This window comes from Kitasatospora sp. NPDC101176, assembly GCF_044768035.1.
GTDB lineage: Bacteria > Actinomycetota > Actinomycetes > Streptomycetales > Streptomycetaceae > Kitasatospora.
On record NZ_JBIWPA010000013.1, the window covers coordinates 70,640 to 86,125 of the forward strand.

General features: G+C 74.8%; 16 protein-coding genes and 1 pseudogene. 8 read left to right on the top strand and 9 right to left on the bottom strand.

Translation table 11 applies throughout. The annotated features are described in order from the left end of the window. The first annotated feature begins 373 nt into the window (after positions 1-373). Entirely contained in the window at positions 374-1,030 is a 657-nt protein-coding gene (locus tag ACIRS1_RS19720; RefSeq protein ID WP_402841400.1) for a hypothetical protein, read from the top strand. Between the two features lie 135 nt (positions 1,031-1,165). After that, positions 1,166-1,624 carry a hypothetical protein gene (locus ACIRS1_RS19725; RefSeq protein ID WP_402841625.1) on the top strand — a complete coding sequence of 153 codons (459 nt, stop codon included), beginning with the start codon at positions 1,166-1,168 and terminating at the stop codon, positions 1,622-1,624. A gap of 495 nt (positions 1,625-2,119) precedes the next feature. Here ACIRS1_RS19725 and ACIRS1_RS19730 read toward each other — a convergent pair whose 3' ends face one another. The 3 genes from ACIRS1_RS19730 to ACIRS1_RS19740 form a co-directional block, all read right to left on the bottom strand. Continuing rightward, complete coding sequence (locus ACIRS1_RS19730; RefSeq protein ID WP_360206421.1) at positions 2,120-3,109, bottom strand: phospholipase; 990 nt, start codon at positions 3,107-3,109, stop codon at positions 2,120-2,122. Positions 3,110-3,767: 658 nt separating this feature from the next. Then, positions 3,768-4,475 (bottom strand): B3/4 domain-containing protein, encoded by a 708-nt coding sequence (locus ACIRS1_RS19735; protein WP_402841403.1) that lies wholly within the window; start codon positions 4,473-4,475, stop codon positions 3,768-3,770. Positions 4,476-4,621: 146 nt separating this feature from the next. Further along, positions 4,622-5,458, bottom strand: coding sequence for an EamA family transporter (locus ACIRS1_RS19740; RefSeq protein WP_402841406.1), 837 nt, complete (start codon positions 5,456-5,458; stop codon positions 4,622-4,624). A 125-nt stretch (positions 5,459-5,583) separates the two neighbouring features. Here ACIRS1_RS19740 and ACIRS1_RS19745 point away from each other — a divergent pair, with 125 nt between their 5' ends. Further along, entirely contained in the window at positions 5,584-6,168 is a 585-nt protein-coding gene (locus ACIRS1_RS19745; RefSeq protein WP_402841408.1) for a helix-turn-helix domain-containing protein, read from the top strand. 80 nt (positions 6,169-6,248) lie between these two features. On the opposite strand, the gene ACIRS1_RS19750 is transcribed toward ACIRS1_RS19745, so the two are convergent. After that, complete coding sequence (locus tag ACIRS1_RS19750) at positions 6,249-6,572, bottom strand: GNAT family N-acetyltransferase (RefSeq protein ID WP_360206578.1); 324 nt, start codon at positions 6,570-6,572, stop codon at positions 6,249-6,251. A 774-nt stretch (positions 6,573-7,346) separates the two neighbouring features. Then, entirely contained in the window at positions 7,347-8,189 is an 843-nt protein-coding gene (locus ACIRS1_RS19755; protein WP_402841411.1) for an NAD(P)-binding domain-containing protein, read from the bottom strand. A gap of 204 nt (positions 8,190-8,393) precedes the next feature. Here ACIRS1_RS19755 and ACIRS1_RS19760 point away from each other — a divergent pair, with 204 nt between their 5' ends. Next, positions 8,394-8,795, top strand: a complete 402-nt coding sequence (locus ACIRS1_RS19760; protein WP_402841414.1) for a MerR family transcriptional regulator — start codon at positions 8,394-8,396, stop codon at positions 8,793-8,795. 263 nt (positions 8,796-9,058) lie between these two features. Here the strand turns inward: ACIRS1_RS19760 and ACIRS1_RS19765 are convergent, their stop codons facing one another. Continuing rightward, positions 9,059-9,871, bottom strand: a complete 813-nt coding sequence (locus ACIRS1_RS19765) for a helix-turn-helix domain-containing protein (protein WP_402841416.1) — start codon at positions 9,869-9,871, stop codon at positions 9,059-9,061. A gap of 363 nt (positions 9,872-10,234) precedes the next feature. On the opposite strand from ACIRS1_RS19765, the gene ACIRS1_RS19770 reads away from it, so the two are divergent. Together ACIRS1_RS19770 and ACIRS1_RS19775 are read left to right on the top strand one after the other, a co-directional pair. Further along, positions 10,235-10,900 (top strand): DUF4097 family beta strand repeat-containing protein, encoded by a 666-nt coding sequence (locus tag ACIRS1_RS19770; RefSeq protein WP_387900150.1) that lies wholly within the window; start codon positions 10,235-10,237, stop codon positions 10,898-10,900. Positions 10,901-11,042: 142 nt separating this feature from the next. After that, positions 11,043-11,861 carry an alpha/beta fold hydrolase gene (locus tag ACIRS1_RS19775; RefSeq protein WP_402841421.1) on the top strand — a complete coding sequence of 273 codons (819 nt, stop codon included), beginning with the start codon at positions 11,043-11,045 and terminating at the stop codon, positions 11,859-11,861. 105 nt (positions 11,862-11,966) lie between these two features. Here ACIRS1_RS19775 and ACIRS1_RS19780 read toward each other — a convergent pair whose 3' ends face one another. Continuing rightward, positions 11,967-12,770 carry an alpha/beta fold hydrolase gene (locus ACIRS1_RS19780; protein WP_402841424.1) on the bottom strand — a complete coding sequence of 268 codons (804 nt, stop codon included), beginning with the start codon at positions 12,768-12,770 and terminating at the stop codon, positions 11,967-11,969. Between the two features lie 490 nt (positions 12,771-13,260). Here ACIRS1_RS19780 and ACIRS1_RS19785 point away from each other — a divergent pair, with 490 nt between their 5' ends. Then, complete coding sequence (locus ACIRS1_RS19785) at positions 13,261-13,833, top strand: RICIN domain-containing protein (RefSeq protein ID WP_402841426.1); 573 nt, start codon at positions 13,261-13,263, stop codon at positions 13,831-13,833. A gap of 129 nt (positions 13,834-13,962) precedes the next feature. On the opposite strand, the gene ACIRS1_RS19790 is transcribed toward ACIRS1_RS19785, so the two are convergent. Further along, on the bottom strand, positions 13,963-14,502 hold the full coding sequence (locus tag ACIRS1_RS19790) for a hypothetical protein (RefSeq protein ID WP_402841428.1): 540 nt from the start codon (positions 14,500-14,502) through the stop codon (positions 13,963-13,965). A gap of 244 nt (positions 14,503-14,746) precedes the next feature. Continuing rightward, positions 14,747-15,117 (bottom strand): annotated as a pseudogene (locus ACIRS1_RS19795) (alpha/beta fold hydrolase); the annotation flags it as partial. Between ACIRS1_RS19795 and ACIRS1_RS19800 the strand changes: the two are divergent. Next, positions 15,082-15,240 carry a hypothetical protein gene (locus ACIRS1_RS19800; protein ID WP_402841630.1) on the top strand — a complete coding sequence of 53 codons (159 nt, stop codon included), beginning with the start codon at positions 15,082-15,084 and terminating at the stop codon, positions 15,238-15,240. The pseudogene ACIRS1_RS19795 and the gene ACIRS1_RS19800 overlap by 36 nt on opposite strands. The last annotated feature ends 246 nt before the right edge of the window (positions 15,241-15,486 follow it).

The following is a 15,486-nucleotide window of genomic DNA, read 5'->3' on the forward strand; positions in this document are numbered from 1 at the left end:
ACGGGAAGGGGGCGTTTCGATTCCGGATCCGACTGCCGGCCGGATTCGGTCGGGGTGAGAGTCCCGCCCGGCCCCGCCCGGCCCCGCCCGGTCCAAACAGGGCCGGTCCGAACAGGGCCGGTCCGAACAGGGCCGGTCCGAACAGGGCCGGTCCGAGCAGCCGAGGATTCCGGCTGCTCGACGGATTCTGCAGTGGCGCGGGCGACGTGACACGACCGGGCCCGGGGCGCGAGCCGCCCACCGTCGCCGCACCGACCCCGCGCACCGGCTCCCACCACCCCGCACCGCCCGTGGGAGCATTCCTGATCAACGGCAGGCCCGCCCGGACGAGGTGCGGTGACCGCCGACGACACGGCAAGGGGTTGGCAGCACCATGGGGGACATCCCGGCCGAGCAGCGGCGCATCCTGCAGTCACCTCCGCCCGAACTCGTCGCGGCGGCCGCGGCGAACCCCGGCGGGTCGATCGCGGCGATCGACTACGCCTACATCGGCGATCCCGACGGCTACGTTCCGGCCGAGGCCGTCCGGGGCGTCTGGCGGGTCGGTCCGGACGGGAGGCTGACCGGCGAGTTCGAGGAGAACCCGGGCTACGGCCCGCCCAAGGACGACTTCTCCAGGCTCACCGACTCCGACCACTGGCTCGAGTGGCTCGGCGACCCCGCCGCCGCGGTGCGCGGCTCCATCGTGGACTGCCTGACCAGCCAGGCGCCGGGAGCGGTGGTGGAGTGGGTCAAGATCATCGACGATCCGCGCTACCTCACCGGCGGGCCGCGCAGCCCCGAACGCGACGACCTGATGATCGTCCGGCGGGCCGGGCTGGCCGTCTCCTTCGCCCTGGCCGTCACCGCCCCCGGACGCGAGCGGGACGTCCTCACCGGCGTCTTCAGCTGGGTCGCGGTCCGGCTCGACCGGCCCGGGGAGCGGAAGGACCGGGTCTGGCTGGACCTCTGGGCCGACCTGGACCGGGCGGCGGCCGAACTCGGCAAGCGGATATACCTCGTCGACGAGCAGGCCGACGGCGGGCAGTAGGGGGCGAGCCCGGTCACGGCGGTCTCCCTTGAGGCGGTGGGGTGTTGACGTGCCCTACGCTTCCGGGAGCGGTGTTCGCCGTGGTGCGCACGGACGAGGACGAACACCGTCGAGCACACCGTCCTGGGGGTGGAGATGCCGTACGAGGAGGACACCGGGCGGGCGGGCGACGGCCCGCTCGCCGAACTGCGCAGGCACCTGGCCGACGGCCGGGCCCTGGCCGGGCTGGACGTGACCGAGCTGGCCGCCCGGGCTCGGCTGGGCCGCACCACCGTGCACGAGGCGCTGCGGGTCGGCGGGCCCGTTCCGACGGCCGACACCGTCGCGGCGCTGGCGCGCGCCCTTCGTCTGCCGACCCGGGAGCTGCTGGACCTCCGACGCGCCGCGCTGCGGGAGGCGGATCCCGGGGCAAGCACTGCGGCCGGCGCGGGCACCGGCACGGGCATCGGGACGCCCGGTGCCGGGCGGCAGGGCACCGGCGGGGTGTGGGTCCGCAACGAGCTGAGCGGCACCGTCCACGGAATGGTGATCCAGGCCGGGACGGTGCACGTCCACCCCGGCACCGGCGGAACGACGGACCGGGACGGGGACTGACGTGGCGGACACGGCCGACGCGGCCCACGCCGCCGGCGCCGCCGGTGTGACCGGCCTGGGCGATGCGGCCGACCTGGACGTCGAGCGGGCGCGGGTGCTCGCGGAGGCCTTCCTCCGGGCGAGGGTGGCGCGCTGGGAGGAGCTCGGCTGCGAGGTCTTCCCCGCACCGGGGCTCGCCCTGGACGGCTCCCACCTGTTCGCGTTCCGGGCCGCGCCCCACCCCGTCGCGGGGCGGGTGCGGGGGTTCGGCGGGGCCTTCCCGGTGGTCGTCGACCGGGCGAGCGGGGCCTGCCGGTTCGTCACGGGCCCCGAGGAGTACGAGCGCCTGCGGCGCAGGAGGGGCCGACGCGCCCGGGGCGGGGTCCGCTCGCCGGGCCCGACCGCTGGCCCTGAACGGCCCCCGGCCAGTCCCCGACCGCGGGCGCCCGGCCGGCCCCTGCGCGGGGATCTCCGGGAGGAGACCTCCACGAAGGGGCCGGCGGCCTGGGCCGACCGCTACCTGAAGAGACGGTCGCCGCTGGTGGCCATGCGGTGGGTGGAGCTGTGGCGGTTCACCCAGTCGCGCACGAGGTTGACGGCGTTGGCACACTGCCAGCCGTTGTCGTACTCGCGGACTCCGGTGAAGGCGCCGTACCCGGCGATGATGCCGTCCACGCGGGCGTCACCCAGCAGCTTGTCGACGTACCACGGGTCGTTGTAGGTGGTCGTCCAGGACAGCGTGGCCGCGAGCCGCCCCGCCGAGCGGTCGGCGGCGCCCTTCTTCAGCTCCGCACAGGTGTTGTAGGTGGCCTCGGTGCAGTTGCCGAAGCCCTTGGTGATGTCGCTGTCGCCGTAGTCCATCGCCCGGTGGCCGGTCGGGAAGCCCGAGCCGGACCGGTCGAAGGCGCCCTGGGCCTGGTCACGGGTGCCGGTGGTGGTGATGCCCTCCAGCGGGCCGAGCCGGCCCTCCAGACTCTTCCAGCCCCGTCCGCCGACGTCCGGGGTGTTGCCGCCGTGGTACTCGAAGAAGCCGTAGAGCACCTGGATGCCGGCGGCCGTCAGCCGCTGCGCCTTGTCGCGCAGACCGGCGACGCTGCACGTGCGGTTCGGCTGCTCCCCGCAGTAGTTGGGGTCCTTGATGTCCAGCCAGACCAGGCTCAGCCGGCGGCCCGCGTTGGCGTTGGAGAGGATGCGGTCGATCATGCTGTCGAAGCTGGGGCCGTACCGGTTGTCGCCCGCGGAGGAGCAGTCGTGGTACGCCCGCCATTCGTTCGGGTTCCACCAGGCGCAGACGTCGATCTCGATGCCGTTGGCGCCGTGGCCGAGGGCGGCGTCCACGCCGTCCAGGGTGTCGACCCGGTGGGCGATGGCGTAGATCGCGTGGCGCTGGTCGGCCGCCGCCGCGGGGGTCGCCGCGACGGTGGTGGCGCCGAGGATCCCGCAGAGCGCCGCGATCAGGGCCAGTAAGGTCCGCGGGCCTGCCCCGTACCTGGGGTGAGTGGTCAAGGAGGTGCTCCTTCGCGCGTCGGGGGTCCCGGTCGCCGCCGGTGCGGCGGTCGGGCGACGGGAGGCGGCCGGGCGGGGCCCGTCCGGCGGCGGTCCGGCGTGCGGATTCCCGGCCCCGGCGGGGCTGACCATCCGCAGGCAGACCTTCCGTGGACCGACCGTCGGTCCGGGCGTGCCGGCCCTCCCGGTGACGACACCCCGGCTCGGGCTTCGTCATGGACACCTCAGTGTGCCACCGGCGCGAGCGGTGCACGGGGAAACGGCACGAATCAGCCTAGTTCGACCACCGTCGAAAGTCGGTGACGGAGGCTCGGCAGTGCGGTGGCGGCCCCGGTCCCGGGCGCCGGCCCGGGGCCCGGCCGGACCGCGACCGCGCCCGCGACCGACCGGACTGGACCGCAACCAGGACCGCGACCGAACCCCGGGCCTACTCGGGCCAGGCGGAGCCCCGGATGACCTCGACGAAAGGACGTCGGCCTTGACGTTGCCGAAGGTGGCGGCAGGGCGGTCGGCGATGCCGCCGGCGAAGGCGGCGAGGATGCGGTTCTTGAAGTCGGGGCGGGGCCCGGGGTGCGGCACGGGCCGCGGGGGTGCGGGCGGGCGAGGAGCCCGGGCCGGCGTCCGCCGCTCCGGACGGCCGGGGCCGGGGCGCTCCGGTTCAGGCCGACGCCTGCGGGCGGGCCGGGTCGAGGTGGTGCACGGCCGTGTGGTCGGCGTGCGGGGCGAGCAGGCCCCGCAGTCGACCGACCGCGGCCTCGAGGAGGCGGCCGTCACGGGAGGCGTGGAGGGTCTCGAGGAGGAAGACGACGCGGCTGGAGTCCTCGGTGACGCGGGTGCGGTGGGCGTCCCGGTGGTTCCAGTGGCGGGTCAGCACGCCGACGGCGTCCGCGTACACGACCTCGCCGGGCGCGGGGTGTTCGACGGTGCCGGGTTCGCCGAGCGGGGTGAAGGCCTCGGTGCCGTCCGCGCGGCGGATGACGACGTCACCGGTGACCCGGTCCAGGTCGAAGGCGCCCGCGGGCAGGCCGTGCCGGACGGAGACGGCGTTGTAGGAGTCCACGGCCGGGTTGATCCGCGGCAGGGCGCCCCGCTTGGCGAGGCGGCGGCCGAGGGCGTCGACGCTGGGGCGGACCCGGCGGGGGTTGGTGCCGAAGGAACGGTAGGCGAGGTGCCAGGCCCCGATGCGCGGGTCGCTCTCGTCGGCGGGCTGCCAGGTGCCGTCGGCGACCTGCCGCTCCAGGTCCGCCAGGGCGGCTTCGGTGTCGGGCCAGGGGTCGCGGCCGCGCAGGCCGGTGGCGGTGACCAGGGCGACGCGGGCGTCGGGGAAGGCGTCGGCGACGGCGGGGTCGAGGCGGAAGTCGGGCACGGGGGGTCCGTTTCGTGGAGGCTCGCGGGGCGGCGGGGCGGCGGGGCTCGGTTCAGGGCGCGGTTCGGGGCGCGGCGGCCAGGAGTCGGGAGCCAGGACTCGGGAGCCGGGGTCAGGAGTCGGGAGCCAGGACTCGGGAGCCGGGGTCAGGCCAGGGCGAGGAGGCTGACGGCGAGGGCCGCGACGCCCAGGCCGAGGAGCTGGCCGCGGTGGATCCGCTCGCCGAGGACGGCGCGGGCGAGCAGGACGGTGGCGGCCGGGTAGAGGGCGGTGACCACGGCGACGACGGTGAGGTCGCCACTGCGGACGGCGAGCAGGAAGAGCAGGTTCGCCACGGAGTCCAGGACGCCGGCCGCGGCCGACAGCGCGTACGCGGGCCGTTCGGTGCCCAGCCTGCGGCGCAGCAGGGCGGCCGCGGCCAGGGTGACCGCGGAGGAGACGGCCCGGCCGACGATCAGCGGGCCGACGCCGCTGCCCGAGGGAGCCTGGTGCAGACAGACCAGCTGGAGGGCGATGGCGGCGCCCGCCCCGAAGGCCAGCAGCAGCGCGGTGCGGGAGGGGCGCGCCGCGCCGGCGCCGTGTCCGGCGCTGACCAGCACGACGGCCAGCAGCGCGAGCGGCAGGCCGACCAGCCCGGCGGCGCCGAGGTGCTCGCCCTGCAGCAGCCCGACCGCGACGGGCAGGGCGGCGGACACCAGCGCGGTCACCGGGGACAGCACGTTCATCGGCCCGATCGCCAGCGTCCGGTAGAGCAGGGCGAACGCAGCGGCCGAGGCGACGCCCGAGGCCGCGCCCCAGCCGACGGCTCCGGCGTCGAAGGAGGCGCCGAGGACGGGCCAGAGCAGCAGCTCGACCGCGAGGCTGGCCGGGGCGGCGATCAGCACGGTCCGCAGTACGTGGGCCTTGCGGGCGCCGAGGCCGCCGAAGAAATCGGCACACCCGTAGGCGAGGGAACTGCCCAGGGCCAGCAGCAGAGCGATCACGGTGCATCCCCTACGATGTCAGTGGAACGACCACAACGTACAACAGATCGACCGCACGGCACCAACGGAGTGACCGCACGGTGCAGCGGAATGGTCTACGCGAGGAACGTGAGGAAGGTGGCCAGGTGACCGAGACAGCGGCGGCCCTGCGGACGGTCGCGCACAACGTCCGGGCGGCCCGCACCCGGGCCGGCCTGTCCCTGGAGGAGCTCAGCCGGCGCGCCCAGGTCAGCAAGGGTGCCCTGGTCGGGCTGGAGAAGGCCCAGGGCAACCCCAACCTGGCCACCCTCGTCCGCCTCGCCGACACCCTCGGCATCTCCGTGTCCGCCCTGATGCAGGGCCGGGCCGAGGGCCGGGTGCGCGTGGTGGCCGCCGAGGACGTGGCGCCGCTGTGGACCGGCGAGCGGGGCGGCGAGGCCCGGCTCATGCTCACGACCTCCGGGCCGGCCCCCGTCGAGGTCTGGCGCTGGCGCCTGGAACCGGGCGAGGAGTACCCCAGCCACCCCCACCAGGCCGGGGTCGTGGAGACCGTCAACGTCACCGCGGGCCGGTTGACCCTGGTCGTCGACGGCACCGAGTACACCGTCGAGGCCGGCCAGACCGCCACCTTCGACGGCGACGCCGCCCACACCTACCGCGGTGCGGGCACCGGCCCCTGCCACCTGGTGATGACCGTGCACCTCCCGCCCGGCCCCGCCACCATGGGCTGACCCGGGGGTCGGGCACGGGGCGGGGTCGGGCACGGGGCGGGGCCGGGCACGGGGCGGGCCCGGGCGCGGGCACCGGCCGGTCACAGCTGCAGGAGTCCGGCGGTGGTCGGCCGGAACCCGCACCGGGCGTAGAACGACTCCAGGTGCGGCTCGTAGTCGACGTGCAGCCACTGGGCGCCGCGGGCCCTCGCCTCGTCGGCGGCCGCCCGCACCAGCCGCACGCCGAGCCCCCGTCGGCGTTCGTCCGGATGCACCGTCGTGTCCAGGACGAAGGCGTGCAGGCCGCCGTCGCCGGCCACGTTGACGAAGCCGACCAGCCGGCCGCCCCGCCGTGCCGCGACCCACGCCAGACTGCGCGACAGCACCGGCGCGAACGGGACCGGCCGGTGCCCGGGCCACGACATCCCGAACAGCTCGTTCAGCTCGGCGTCCGTCAGCTCCGGACACACCGTCAACACCGCACCCCGCGTCTCACAGCCTGACTCACCCGACGCCTCACGGCCTGACTCATCCCGCGTTTCACCCCGGGCCCCGCCCGACACCTCGTCCACCACCCCGTCGCCGTCCAGCGGCGCATCACCGATCACCATGCGCAGCAGCCTGTCACGCACTCCCGGGCCCCGATGATCACCCCTCCCCCGTTCCCGCCCCGCGTCCGGGGAAGGAGGGACGAGGTGGCGCAGGACGAGGTCGCCGGGCACGACCGGCCGGGCGGTGCCGGCGAGGTGGTCGTCGAGCGGGCCGTGCACGATGCGGTGGTCGACGATCAGGGCGCGTCGTGGTCGAGGTCACCGGGGACGACGAGACCGCCGTCGCGGACGTCCGGGCCTGGCCGGGAGTCCCGATGGCGGTCGTCGGGCCCGCAGCGATCGCGGCGAGCACGGCCGCCGGGAGCCCGGGGTTCTGCAGCGTGGGCCGCGGGGCAATCCCTCGGGGGCCCAGGCGGCAGGAAACACCGCGAGCCCCTGCCGACCGGCACCCTGACCGCCATGGCGGCAGGCCGAGTGTCTGGGTCCGGTTCAACACGTCAGGAACCCCCCGCCGATGGTCCCGCCGGAGTCTCGTCCCGCAGCCCGAGCGGCTTGACGAACCGTAGGAGCTTCGACCCCGCCCACGGGGCCCTCCCCCGTTGCGTTGCCGTCGGGGGATCGGTCACCGGGACCGGCGCCGAGGCGGGCTCAGCCGGCGAGCAGTTCGACCAGGGACGACACCCCCTCCGGGCCGTGGCCGGCCGTGACCGCCCGCCGGGTGAGGGCGAGGGCGGCGTCGAGGACGGAGGTGTCGAGGCCGCGGGACCGGGCGGTGTGGGCGACGTGGGCCAGCCCGGCCTCGGCGGAGGCCACGCTGCTGCGGTCGCCCGGGTGGTGGCGGTCGTCCGCGCGGCGGGCGAAGTCCTCGATCAGGGGAGGCAGCAGGAGCGGCAGCCCCTGGGCGTACGGGGCGAGTTCGGCGCCGCGGATGCCCTCGGCACGGGCCAGGGCCAGGGCGTGGACGTAGCCGTGCACGGTGGTCCAGAACAGGTCGAGCAGGGCCGCGTCGAAGGCCGCCGCCCGTCCGGGGTCGGAGCCCACGTGGTGGACGGTGCCCAGGGCCCGGAGCGTGGCGCCGTGCGCGGCGTGGGCCTCCGGGTCGCCACTGACCAGGATCGTGGCCCCGGGGGTGCCGATGGTCGCGGTCGGGGTGAGGATCGCGGCGTCCAGGAGGCGCAGCCCCCGGGCCTCGGCGTCGGCGGCGTTGGCCCGGGCGTCGTCCGGGGCGAGGGAGGTGGCGTTGACGACGGTCCGGCCGCGCAGCACCTGACCGGCGGCGTCCAGGACGCTGCGGGCGGCCGTCTGGTCGCGGACGCAGAGCAGGACGAGCGGGGCGTCCGCCACCGCGGCCGCTGGGCTCACGGCGGATCGGGCGCCGTGTGCGAGCAGGTCGGCGTCCCGACCCGGCGTGCGGTTCCACACGGTGACCGGATGGTCCGCGGCCAGCAGGGCCCCGGCCAGCGCCCGCCCCATCGGGCCCAGGCCCAGCACGGCAACGTCGGTACGGAAAGGGGTGGTTGAGGAAGATCGTCGGTTCGGCATGGCGGTTACGCTAGACCTTCACGCCGGCGGCAGGGTCAAGTCGGACGTCCGGGTCCGGCGGCCCGGACCCACCGAACCGACGGCCCCGGCAGGCCCGGTGGACCGACAGACCGATGGACCGACAGACCGTCGCCCGACCACGGAGGTGCCACGATGCAGATCGGAGAGCTCGCCCGGCGTACCGGGGCCACCCCGCGCGCCCTGCGCTACTACGAGGAGCAGGGCCTGCTCCGCCCCGAGCGCCGGCCCAGCGGCTACCGCGAGTACGACGAACGGGACGTGGACGCCGTGCACGCCATCCGCACCCTGTTCGCGGCAGGACTCAACAGCGCCACGATCGCCGAGGTCCTCCCGGGCCTGCCGTCCCCGGGGCACCGCCGCCCCGGCCCGACCTGCCCGGAGCTGCTCGCGGGCCTAGCCCGGGAGCGCACCCGGATCACCCGGCAGATGGACGAACTCGCCTCCGCCCAGGACCTGTTGGACACCATCATGGGTGCACAGGCGCCGAGCGAGGTGATCCGCGCCCGACCGCAGGCACCGACCGCGCCGCGCTGACCGACCCCTTCGGGGGGCGCGGGCGGGGCGGCGGGCGACGCGGCGTCGGCGCTGGCCTGCGCCGAGAAGGCCACCGACCTCCTGCGCCCCGTGGAGGAACTCGGAACGGGCAGCTGGTCGGAGACCCTGAAAGCCGCCGCCCTGCTCGGAACCGAGGCACGGCACCGGGCCGCCTCGGACGGCCAGGTCCGGGCCCACGGAGCACCGGTCGACGACACACCGGATCTGACGATCCGATGATGCGATGCTCCGAACGAGATCGCCTAGCCGCGGACCGGGCCGGGCCCGGCGGTGGCGGGTGAGTCGGCCGCCGTGCCGGAGGTGGCGGCGGCCGGGGTGCCGGCGTCGGCGGCGGCCTGGGGAGTTTCGGGCCTGGTGTAGAGCACGTCACGGGCCTGTTCCGCGGCGCGGACGATGCCCTCGGAGACGAAGTCGAGGAAGCGGGCGACGTTCTCCAGCCGGGTGGCAGCCGGGGTGCCGGGACCGAGGACGCCGACGCCCTGTCGGGCGGCCTCGCTGAACGTGGCATTGTCCCGGGCGCTGCGGATCATCGACTGGTACCAGAGGTCGTCGTCGACGATGTAGCGCTCGCGGCGCCGTTCGTCGCGCTGCCGGCGGATGAGCTCCAGGCCCTCCAGGAGCGTGACCGCCTTGGAGACGGACGCCGGGCTGACCTGCAGGCGCCGGGCGAGGTCGGCGGCGGTGAGGCTGCCCGCGTCGGTGGTGTAGAGGCAGGCCAGCACCCGGGCCGTCATCTTGGGCAGGCCCGAGTGCATGAGGATGGTGGTGAGCGACTCCTCGTACTCGCGCACGGCCTCGGGGTCGCGCCCGTCCGGCTGGGGGCCGGACTCCGGACCCCGGGGGGCCACGGGCCGGCGCCGGTGCGCGCGGTGCTCGGTGGCGCGGTGGGCCAGGTCGGCGCGGTAGGAGGTCGGGCCGCCGTTGCGCATCACCTCACGGGTGACCGTCGAGGTCGGGCGGTCCAGGCGCCGGGCGATCTCGGCGTAGGGGAGGCTGTCGGCCAGCCCCAGCGCGATCTGCTGGCGTTCCTGCTGGGTGAGCCTGCCTCCCGGCATCGCGGTCTCCTCGGTGTTCCTCGACGGTCTTCGACCGTGTTCGACGGTTCGTGGCGGCCGTTGGCGGACGGCGCACTTCACGACCCCTGGCGTTGTTCCTCGTGGCCCTCGGCATCCCTCGGCGCCCCCCGGTTCCCCTTCGCCGGGGCCCTGCGCCCTCACCATAGCGTTCACCTCCAACCCATTGCAATGCCGCGAGTCACTGGCGTTGCGTTAGGCGAGAGACCATTGCAATGAAAACTGTCACTTGACCTGCAGAGTAAGAGTTTTTGCGCAACGAGCGTGTTGCCGAGATATGGAAAGCAACGTAGCGTTTCTCTTGTCAGAAAACGGCACGCAGGCAACCGAGCACAGGAGCGCACGATGCAGAAGTTCGACACCCCCGCCCCGATCGCCGCCGTCCTGGACATCCCGGCCGGGCGCGTCCAGTTCATCGCCGCCGACCGCGGCGACACCACCGTCGAGGTCCGGCCCGCCAACCCCGCCAAGGGCCGCGACGTCCAGACCGCCGAGCAGACCACCGTCACCCACGCCGACGGCGTCCTCCGGATCAGCACCCCCGAACCGGCGAACCGGCTCTTCGGCCCCTCGGGAGCCCTGGAGGTCACCGTCAAACTGCCCGTCGGCTCCCGCGTCGAGGCCAGGACCGCCAGCTGCGAGCTGCGCGGCGTCGGCCGCCTCGGCGACGTCCACTTCGACGGCGCGTACCGGCAGATCAAGATCGACGAGGCGGCGAGCGTGCGCCTGACCGCGGTCGACGGCGACGTCGAGATCGGCCGCCTCACCGGCCCCGCCCGGATCAGCACCGCACGCGGCGACATCCGGATCACCGAGGCGGTGCGCGGAGCGGTCGTGCTCGGCACCCAGTCCGGCGACATCACCGTCGGTGCCGCCGCCGGCGTCTCGGCCACCCTCGACGCCGGCACCGGCCACGGCCGCATCAGCAACGCCCTGCGCAACGACGGCACCCCCGGACTCGACATCCGCGCCACCACATCCCAGGGCGACATCACCGCGCGCAGCCTCTGACGGAACACCACCGGGGCGCCCCGGCACACCGGCACGACCCTGCACGACCCGACCCGGCCCGGCGCAACACGGTGCAACGGCAACCCGGCGCGGCCCGACGCAACGCAGCACGACTCATCACGACACGACCAGGGGGAACACCATGGCGAAGAACAGCAGCACCTCGACCGCCCGGCAGTGGACCGGCATGGTCCCGGTCGACGACACGGCCCTGGCCGTCACCGACAGCGGCGGCCCCGGCATTCCCGTGCTCTACCTCAACGGCCAGTTCGCCACCCAGGGGTACTGGCGGCACGTCATCACCGACCTGGGGACGGACTGGCGGCACATCACCTACGACGAGCGGGCCCGCGGCCGGAAGTCCGGGCGCTCGGCCGACTACTCCTTCGAGGCCGCCGTCCGCGACGTCGACGCCGTCCTCGCGGCCCGCGGCGTGGACCGGGCGCTGGTGGTGGGCTGGTCCTACGGGGCGTTCGTGGCGGCGCACTGGGCCGCCAGGAACCCGCAGCGCGCCCTGGGCGCGGTCCTGGTCGACGGCGCCTTCCCGTACGACTGGCTGGACGAGGCCATGGAACAGCGGATCCGCAAGCAGTTCCGGCAGTGGAGCTGGTTCCTCCCGCTGGCGCGCCCGACCGGCCTGACCCCGCGGATGACGGCCGACGAGATGTCGGACTGCAACATCGAGCTCGGGCGGATCTCCCGCGAGAGCGCTCTGGGCCCCGTGCTGGACGGCATCACCGTCCCGGTGCGGTACGTGGTCGCGTCGGGGTCCTCCCTCGGGAGCCGCGGCGACGAGCAGGAGCGGATCCGCACCAGCCTCGACGGCGTGACCACCCGCAACCCGAACATCGAGGTCAGCGCGAAGGTCGCGAGCAACCACGGGGCGATCCTGAAGAAGGACCACCGCGCCGTCGCCGACGCGGTGAGCGAGGTCGCGGCCGCCGACCGTGGCGGGCGCTGACGGTCGGCCCCGCGTCCGACCGCGGGGCCGACCGCGGGGCCGGAGACGGCCGGCCGGTCAGACGGCCGGCCGGCCGGGTGGGTGGGGCGCCGGGGATGCCGGGGATCAGGTGGCGGCGGCCGCGGCCTCCCGGGCCTGGCACTTGTCCACGTACTCGGTGACGGCCGAGAAGAAGCGGTCCGGGTCCTCGAACGGCAGGCCGTGCCCGCCCGGGACCTCCAGGTACTCGGCGCGGGCGATGGCGGCGGCGAGTTCGCGCTGGTGGTGCGGCGGGATGACCCGGTCGTCCGCGCTGGCCAGCACGAGGGTGGGCGCGCTGATGCGGCCCATCGCGTCGCGCAGGTCGACCCGGGCGTCCAGCTCGATCTGGCCGAGGATGCGGTCGTCGAGCATGGCGGTGAAGCTCGCGGCCATCTCGGCGAACTGGGCGTCGTCGAGGGCGGCGAGGAGGTCGGGGCCCATCGCGGTGAGGACCAGTTCGCGGGCCAGTAGGTCCCGGTCGGTGCGCAGCAGGCGTGCCCACAGGTCGAACATGAAGGCCTCGCGCGGGGTCGTCCTGACCCATCCGGCGTGCAGGACGAGCGAGGCGACGGCGCCGGGGTGGCGGGCCGCGACGGCAGTGGCGACGGCGGCGCCCACCGAGTGGCCGACCAGGTGGAAGCGGTGGAGCCCGGCGGCGCGGACGGTGGCGACGACCCGGTCGGCGAGGTGGTCGAGGTCGAGGGGGTCCGGTTCGGGGGCGGTGCCGCCCGCGCCGGGCAGGTTCGGGGCGACGACGGTGTAGCGGTCGCGCACCGCGTCGATGAGGGGGCCCCAGTTGGAGGCGGCCTCGGCGCCGGTGCCGTGAATGAGGACGAGACCCGGTCCGGTGCCGGCGACGATGCGGTCGAGCGGGGCGTGGCTGGTCACGATCGTTCCTCCGGGCGGGGTGGCGCAGCATCAGGTTAAACAGAGACCTTACATGTATCAGGGCCCTGATATGCAATGGGGTGCGACGACGACACCCGGGGGTGGGGGGCGGTACGCCGCCGGGGATGGGTCCGCGACGACGCCCCGGACGGGGGCGGTACGGCGCCCGGCTGACGGGCGGTCATCCGGCGGACGGCCCGGCCACGGTCGGCCCCCGCGTCGAGGCAGGCTCCTCGGCCCATGACCCGCGAGAGGACGACCGTACCGAATCTTGATCATCACCTGGCCCGGGGTTTACCCGTGCCTGCGTAGAGTTCTCGCGCGTCGGCGGTCCGGGCACGTGTCCGGGCTGTGGGGGACGGGCCCTGCGGCACTGTGCCGGGGCCCGGTCCGACGCGGATCCGGGTACCGGGCGTCCGCCGTGCCCCGCCCTCTCCCCTCTCCCCCACGAGCTCCGCCCGCGAGCACTTCCCCAAGGGACCGGTCCGCCTTGACCCTCCGCACCACCTCCCCCCGCGTCCGACCGGCCGCGGCCGCGGTCGCCGCCGGCGCCGCCCTGGCCCTGGCCGCCGCCCTGCCGGCCGCCCCCGCCTCCGCCGCCGGCGGCAGCTTCGGCAACCCGACCTCCAGCACGCTGGTCAACGCCAACTCCGGCAAGTGCCTGGAGATCGCCGACTGGCGCACCGACGACGGCGCCCCCGCCCGCCAGTGGGCCTGCACCGGCGGCGCCAATCAGATGTGGGACTACGTGCCCGACAACGGCGGCTTCGAGCTGGTGAACCGCAACTCCGGCAAGTGCCTGGAGATCGCCGACTGGCGCACCGACCCCGGAGCCCCCGCCCGCCAGTGGGCCTGCACCTGGGGCGGCAACCAGCACTGGAACTACGCCGGCACCCTCGGCGACCGCGGCGAACTCGCCCTCGCCAACTTCAACTCGGCGCTGATGCTGGAGATCGCCGACTGGCGCACCGACGACGGCGCCCCCGCCCGCCAGTGGCCCGGCGCGTACGACGGCGTCGCCCAGGCGAACAAGGCGTGGATCACCGCGATCAAGCGCTACTGAGACGCGGAACCGCGCGACGCGCAGGCCCTGCCGGGACGGCGGATCCGGCAGGGCCTTCGGCGCGCCGGCCCCGCCCGGGCCGGAGCCGGCCAGGACCGGCCAGGACCGCCCGTGCCGGGCCCGGGCGGGTCAGTCCTCGTCGAGACCGGACAGGGCGTCGGTGATCAGCCGGGTGGCGAAGTCCTGGTCGCCGCCGGACATCCGGTTGATGCGCTCCGCGAGCAGGGCGGCCGTGGCCTCCAGCGGATTCATCTCGGCATCGGTCCAGGGCCCGTACTGCGCGCGCCACAGGTTGGGGCTCAGACCACTGCCCGCGGCGACCAGCAGGCCCGCCATGGTGGGGACCACCTCGGGACGGAAGGTCAGGGGCATCATCCGCATCGTGGCCACCATGCCGGGCACCACGTACTCGATGACGTCCTCGTCGTGGTTCTCGCAGACCGTCCGCAGCCAGTTCATGTACATGAAGATGAGCGTGCAGGCGCCGTCCAACAACGCGTCGAACCCATCGGGGCCCAGAGAATCGGCGAACTGGGCGACCAGCCGCTGCTGTTCGGGGTCGGGATCGGTCCTTCCCCCGTACACGGCCCTGAGCCGCGAGTCGATCACCATGAGCGCCGCCCCCACATCACCGACGGGGGCGTCCTGGGGGTCGCAGGACGATGACACGGGCTCCTCCTCGAATCCCTCGGACGGCCTCGGCCGGCACCCGGCCCGCCCGTTCGCAGCGTAGGCCGCCCGGCCTCCGCAGTCCGCCGAATCCCCCTCACACCCCCTGTTCGGGTGACGATCGGCGTGCGGCGGACGAGCAGGGCACCGGGAGCAGAACGCCCTCTGCGGTCCTGCCCGGTGCTACCGGCGTCGCGTCACCGTCATCGCCGCCTTCTCCTTCGGCTCCGCTCCGGTCACTCCGCAGATCGGCGGAGAGGAAGGGGGCGAGGAGCGCGAACAAGGCGTCCGGGCGGTCGAGGGGGATGATGTGGCCGCAATCCTGGAGCTGGTGTCCGACCAGGTCGTCGGCGACGGGACGGAGTTGGCGTTCGAGCCCGGTGCCGACGGGGTGCGAACCGACGGCCATGGTGGGCATGGTCAGCCGGGCCGTCGCCACGGCGTCCTGGATCTGCTGCGCGCTGGTGGGCAGGGCCCGGTAGTGGCACCGAAGCCTCGCAGGTCCGGGGCGATGACCCGGTACCGCCCGGCCAGCCGGCCCATGATGCCGCCCCAGAGCCGCCAGGTGTGCGGGAAGCCGTGCAGCAGGAGGACCGCCGGTCCGTCCCCGGCGATCGCGACGTTGAGCCGGACGCCGTTCGTCCCGCGCTCGCGGGGCTGCGGACCCGGGCGGAGGAGCACATGGCCGAGATCGACCGCGCCAACGAAGCCGTCGGCCAGGAGACCGATGAGGGATAGGCGGGCCGGCACCTCGCGGTGGCCCGTGGGCTCCGGAACGGGCGGGGAGGGGCCGCGGGTCGGGGCGGATCCGTCGGCGCGGCTGCCGGTGGGTGACGGGGTGGTGACGGCCGGGCGCGGGGCCCGCGGGTACGGGCTGCCTCCGGGTGCATTGGGGGGTTAATACCACCGACCCGGGCCACCACGCGCGGTTACTGTCGTCGGGACGGCTCCGGACAGGAGCGGTCATACGGGGTTTTCACGGGA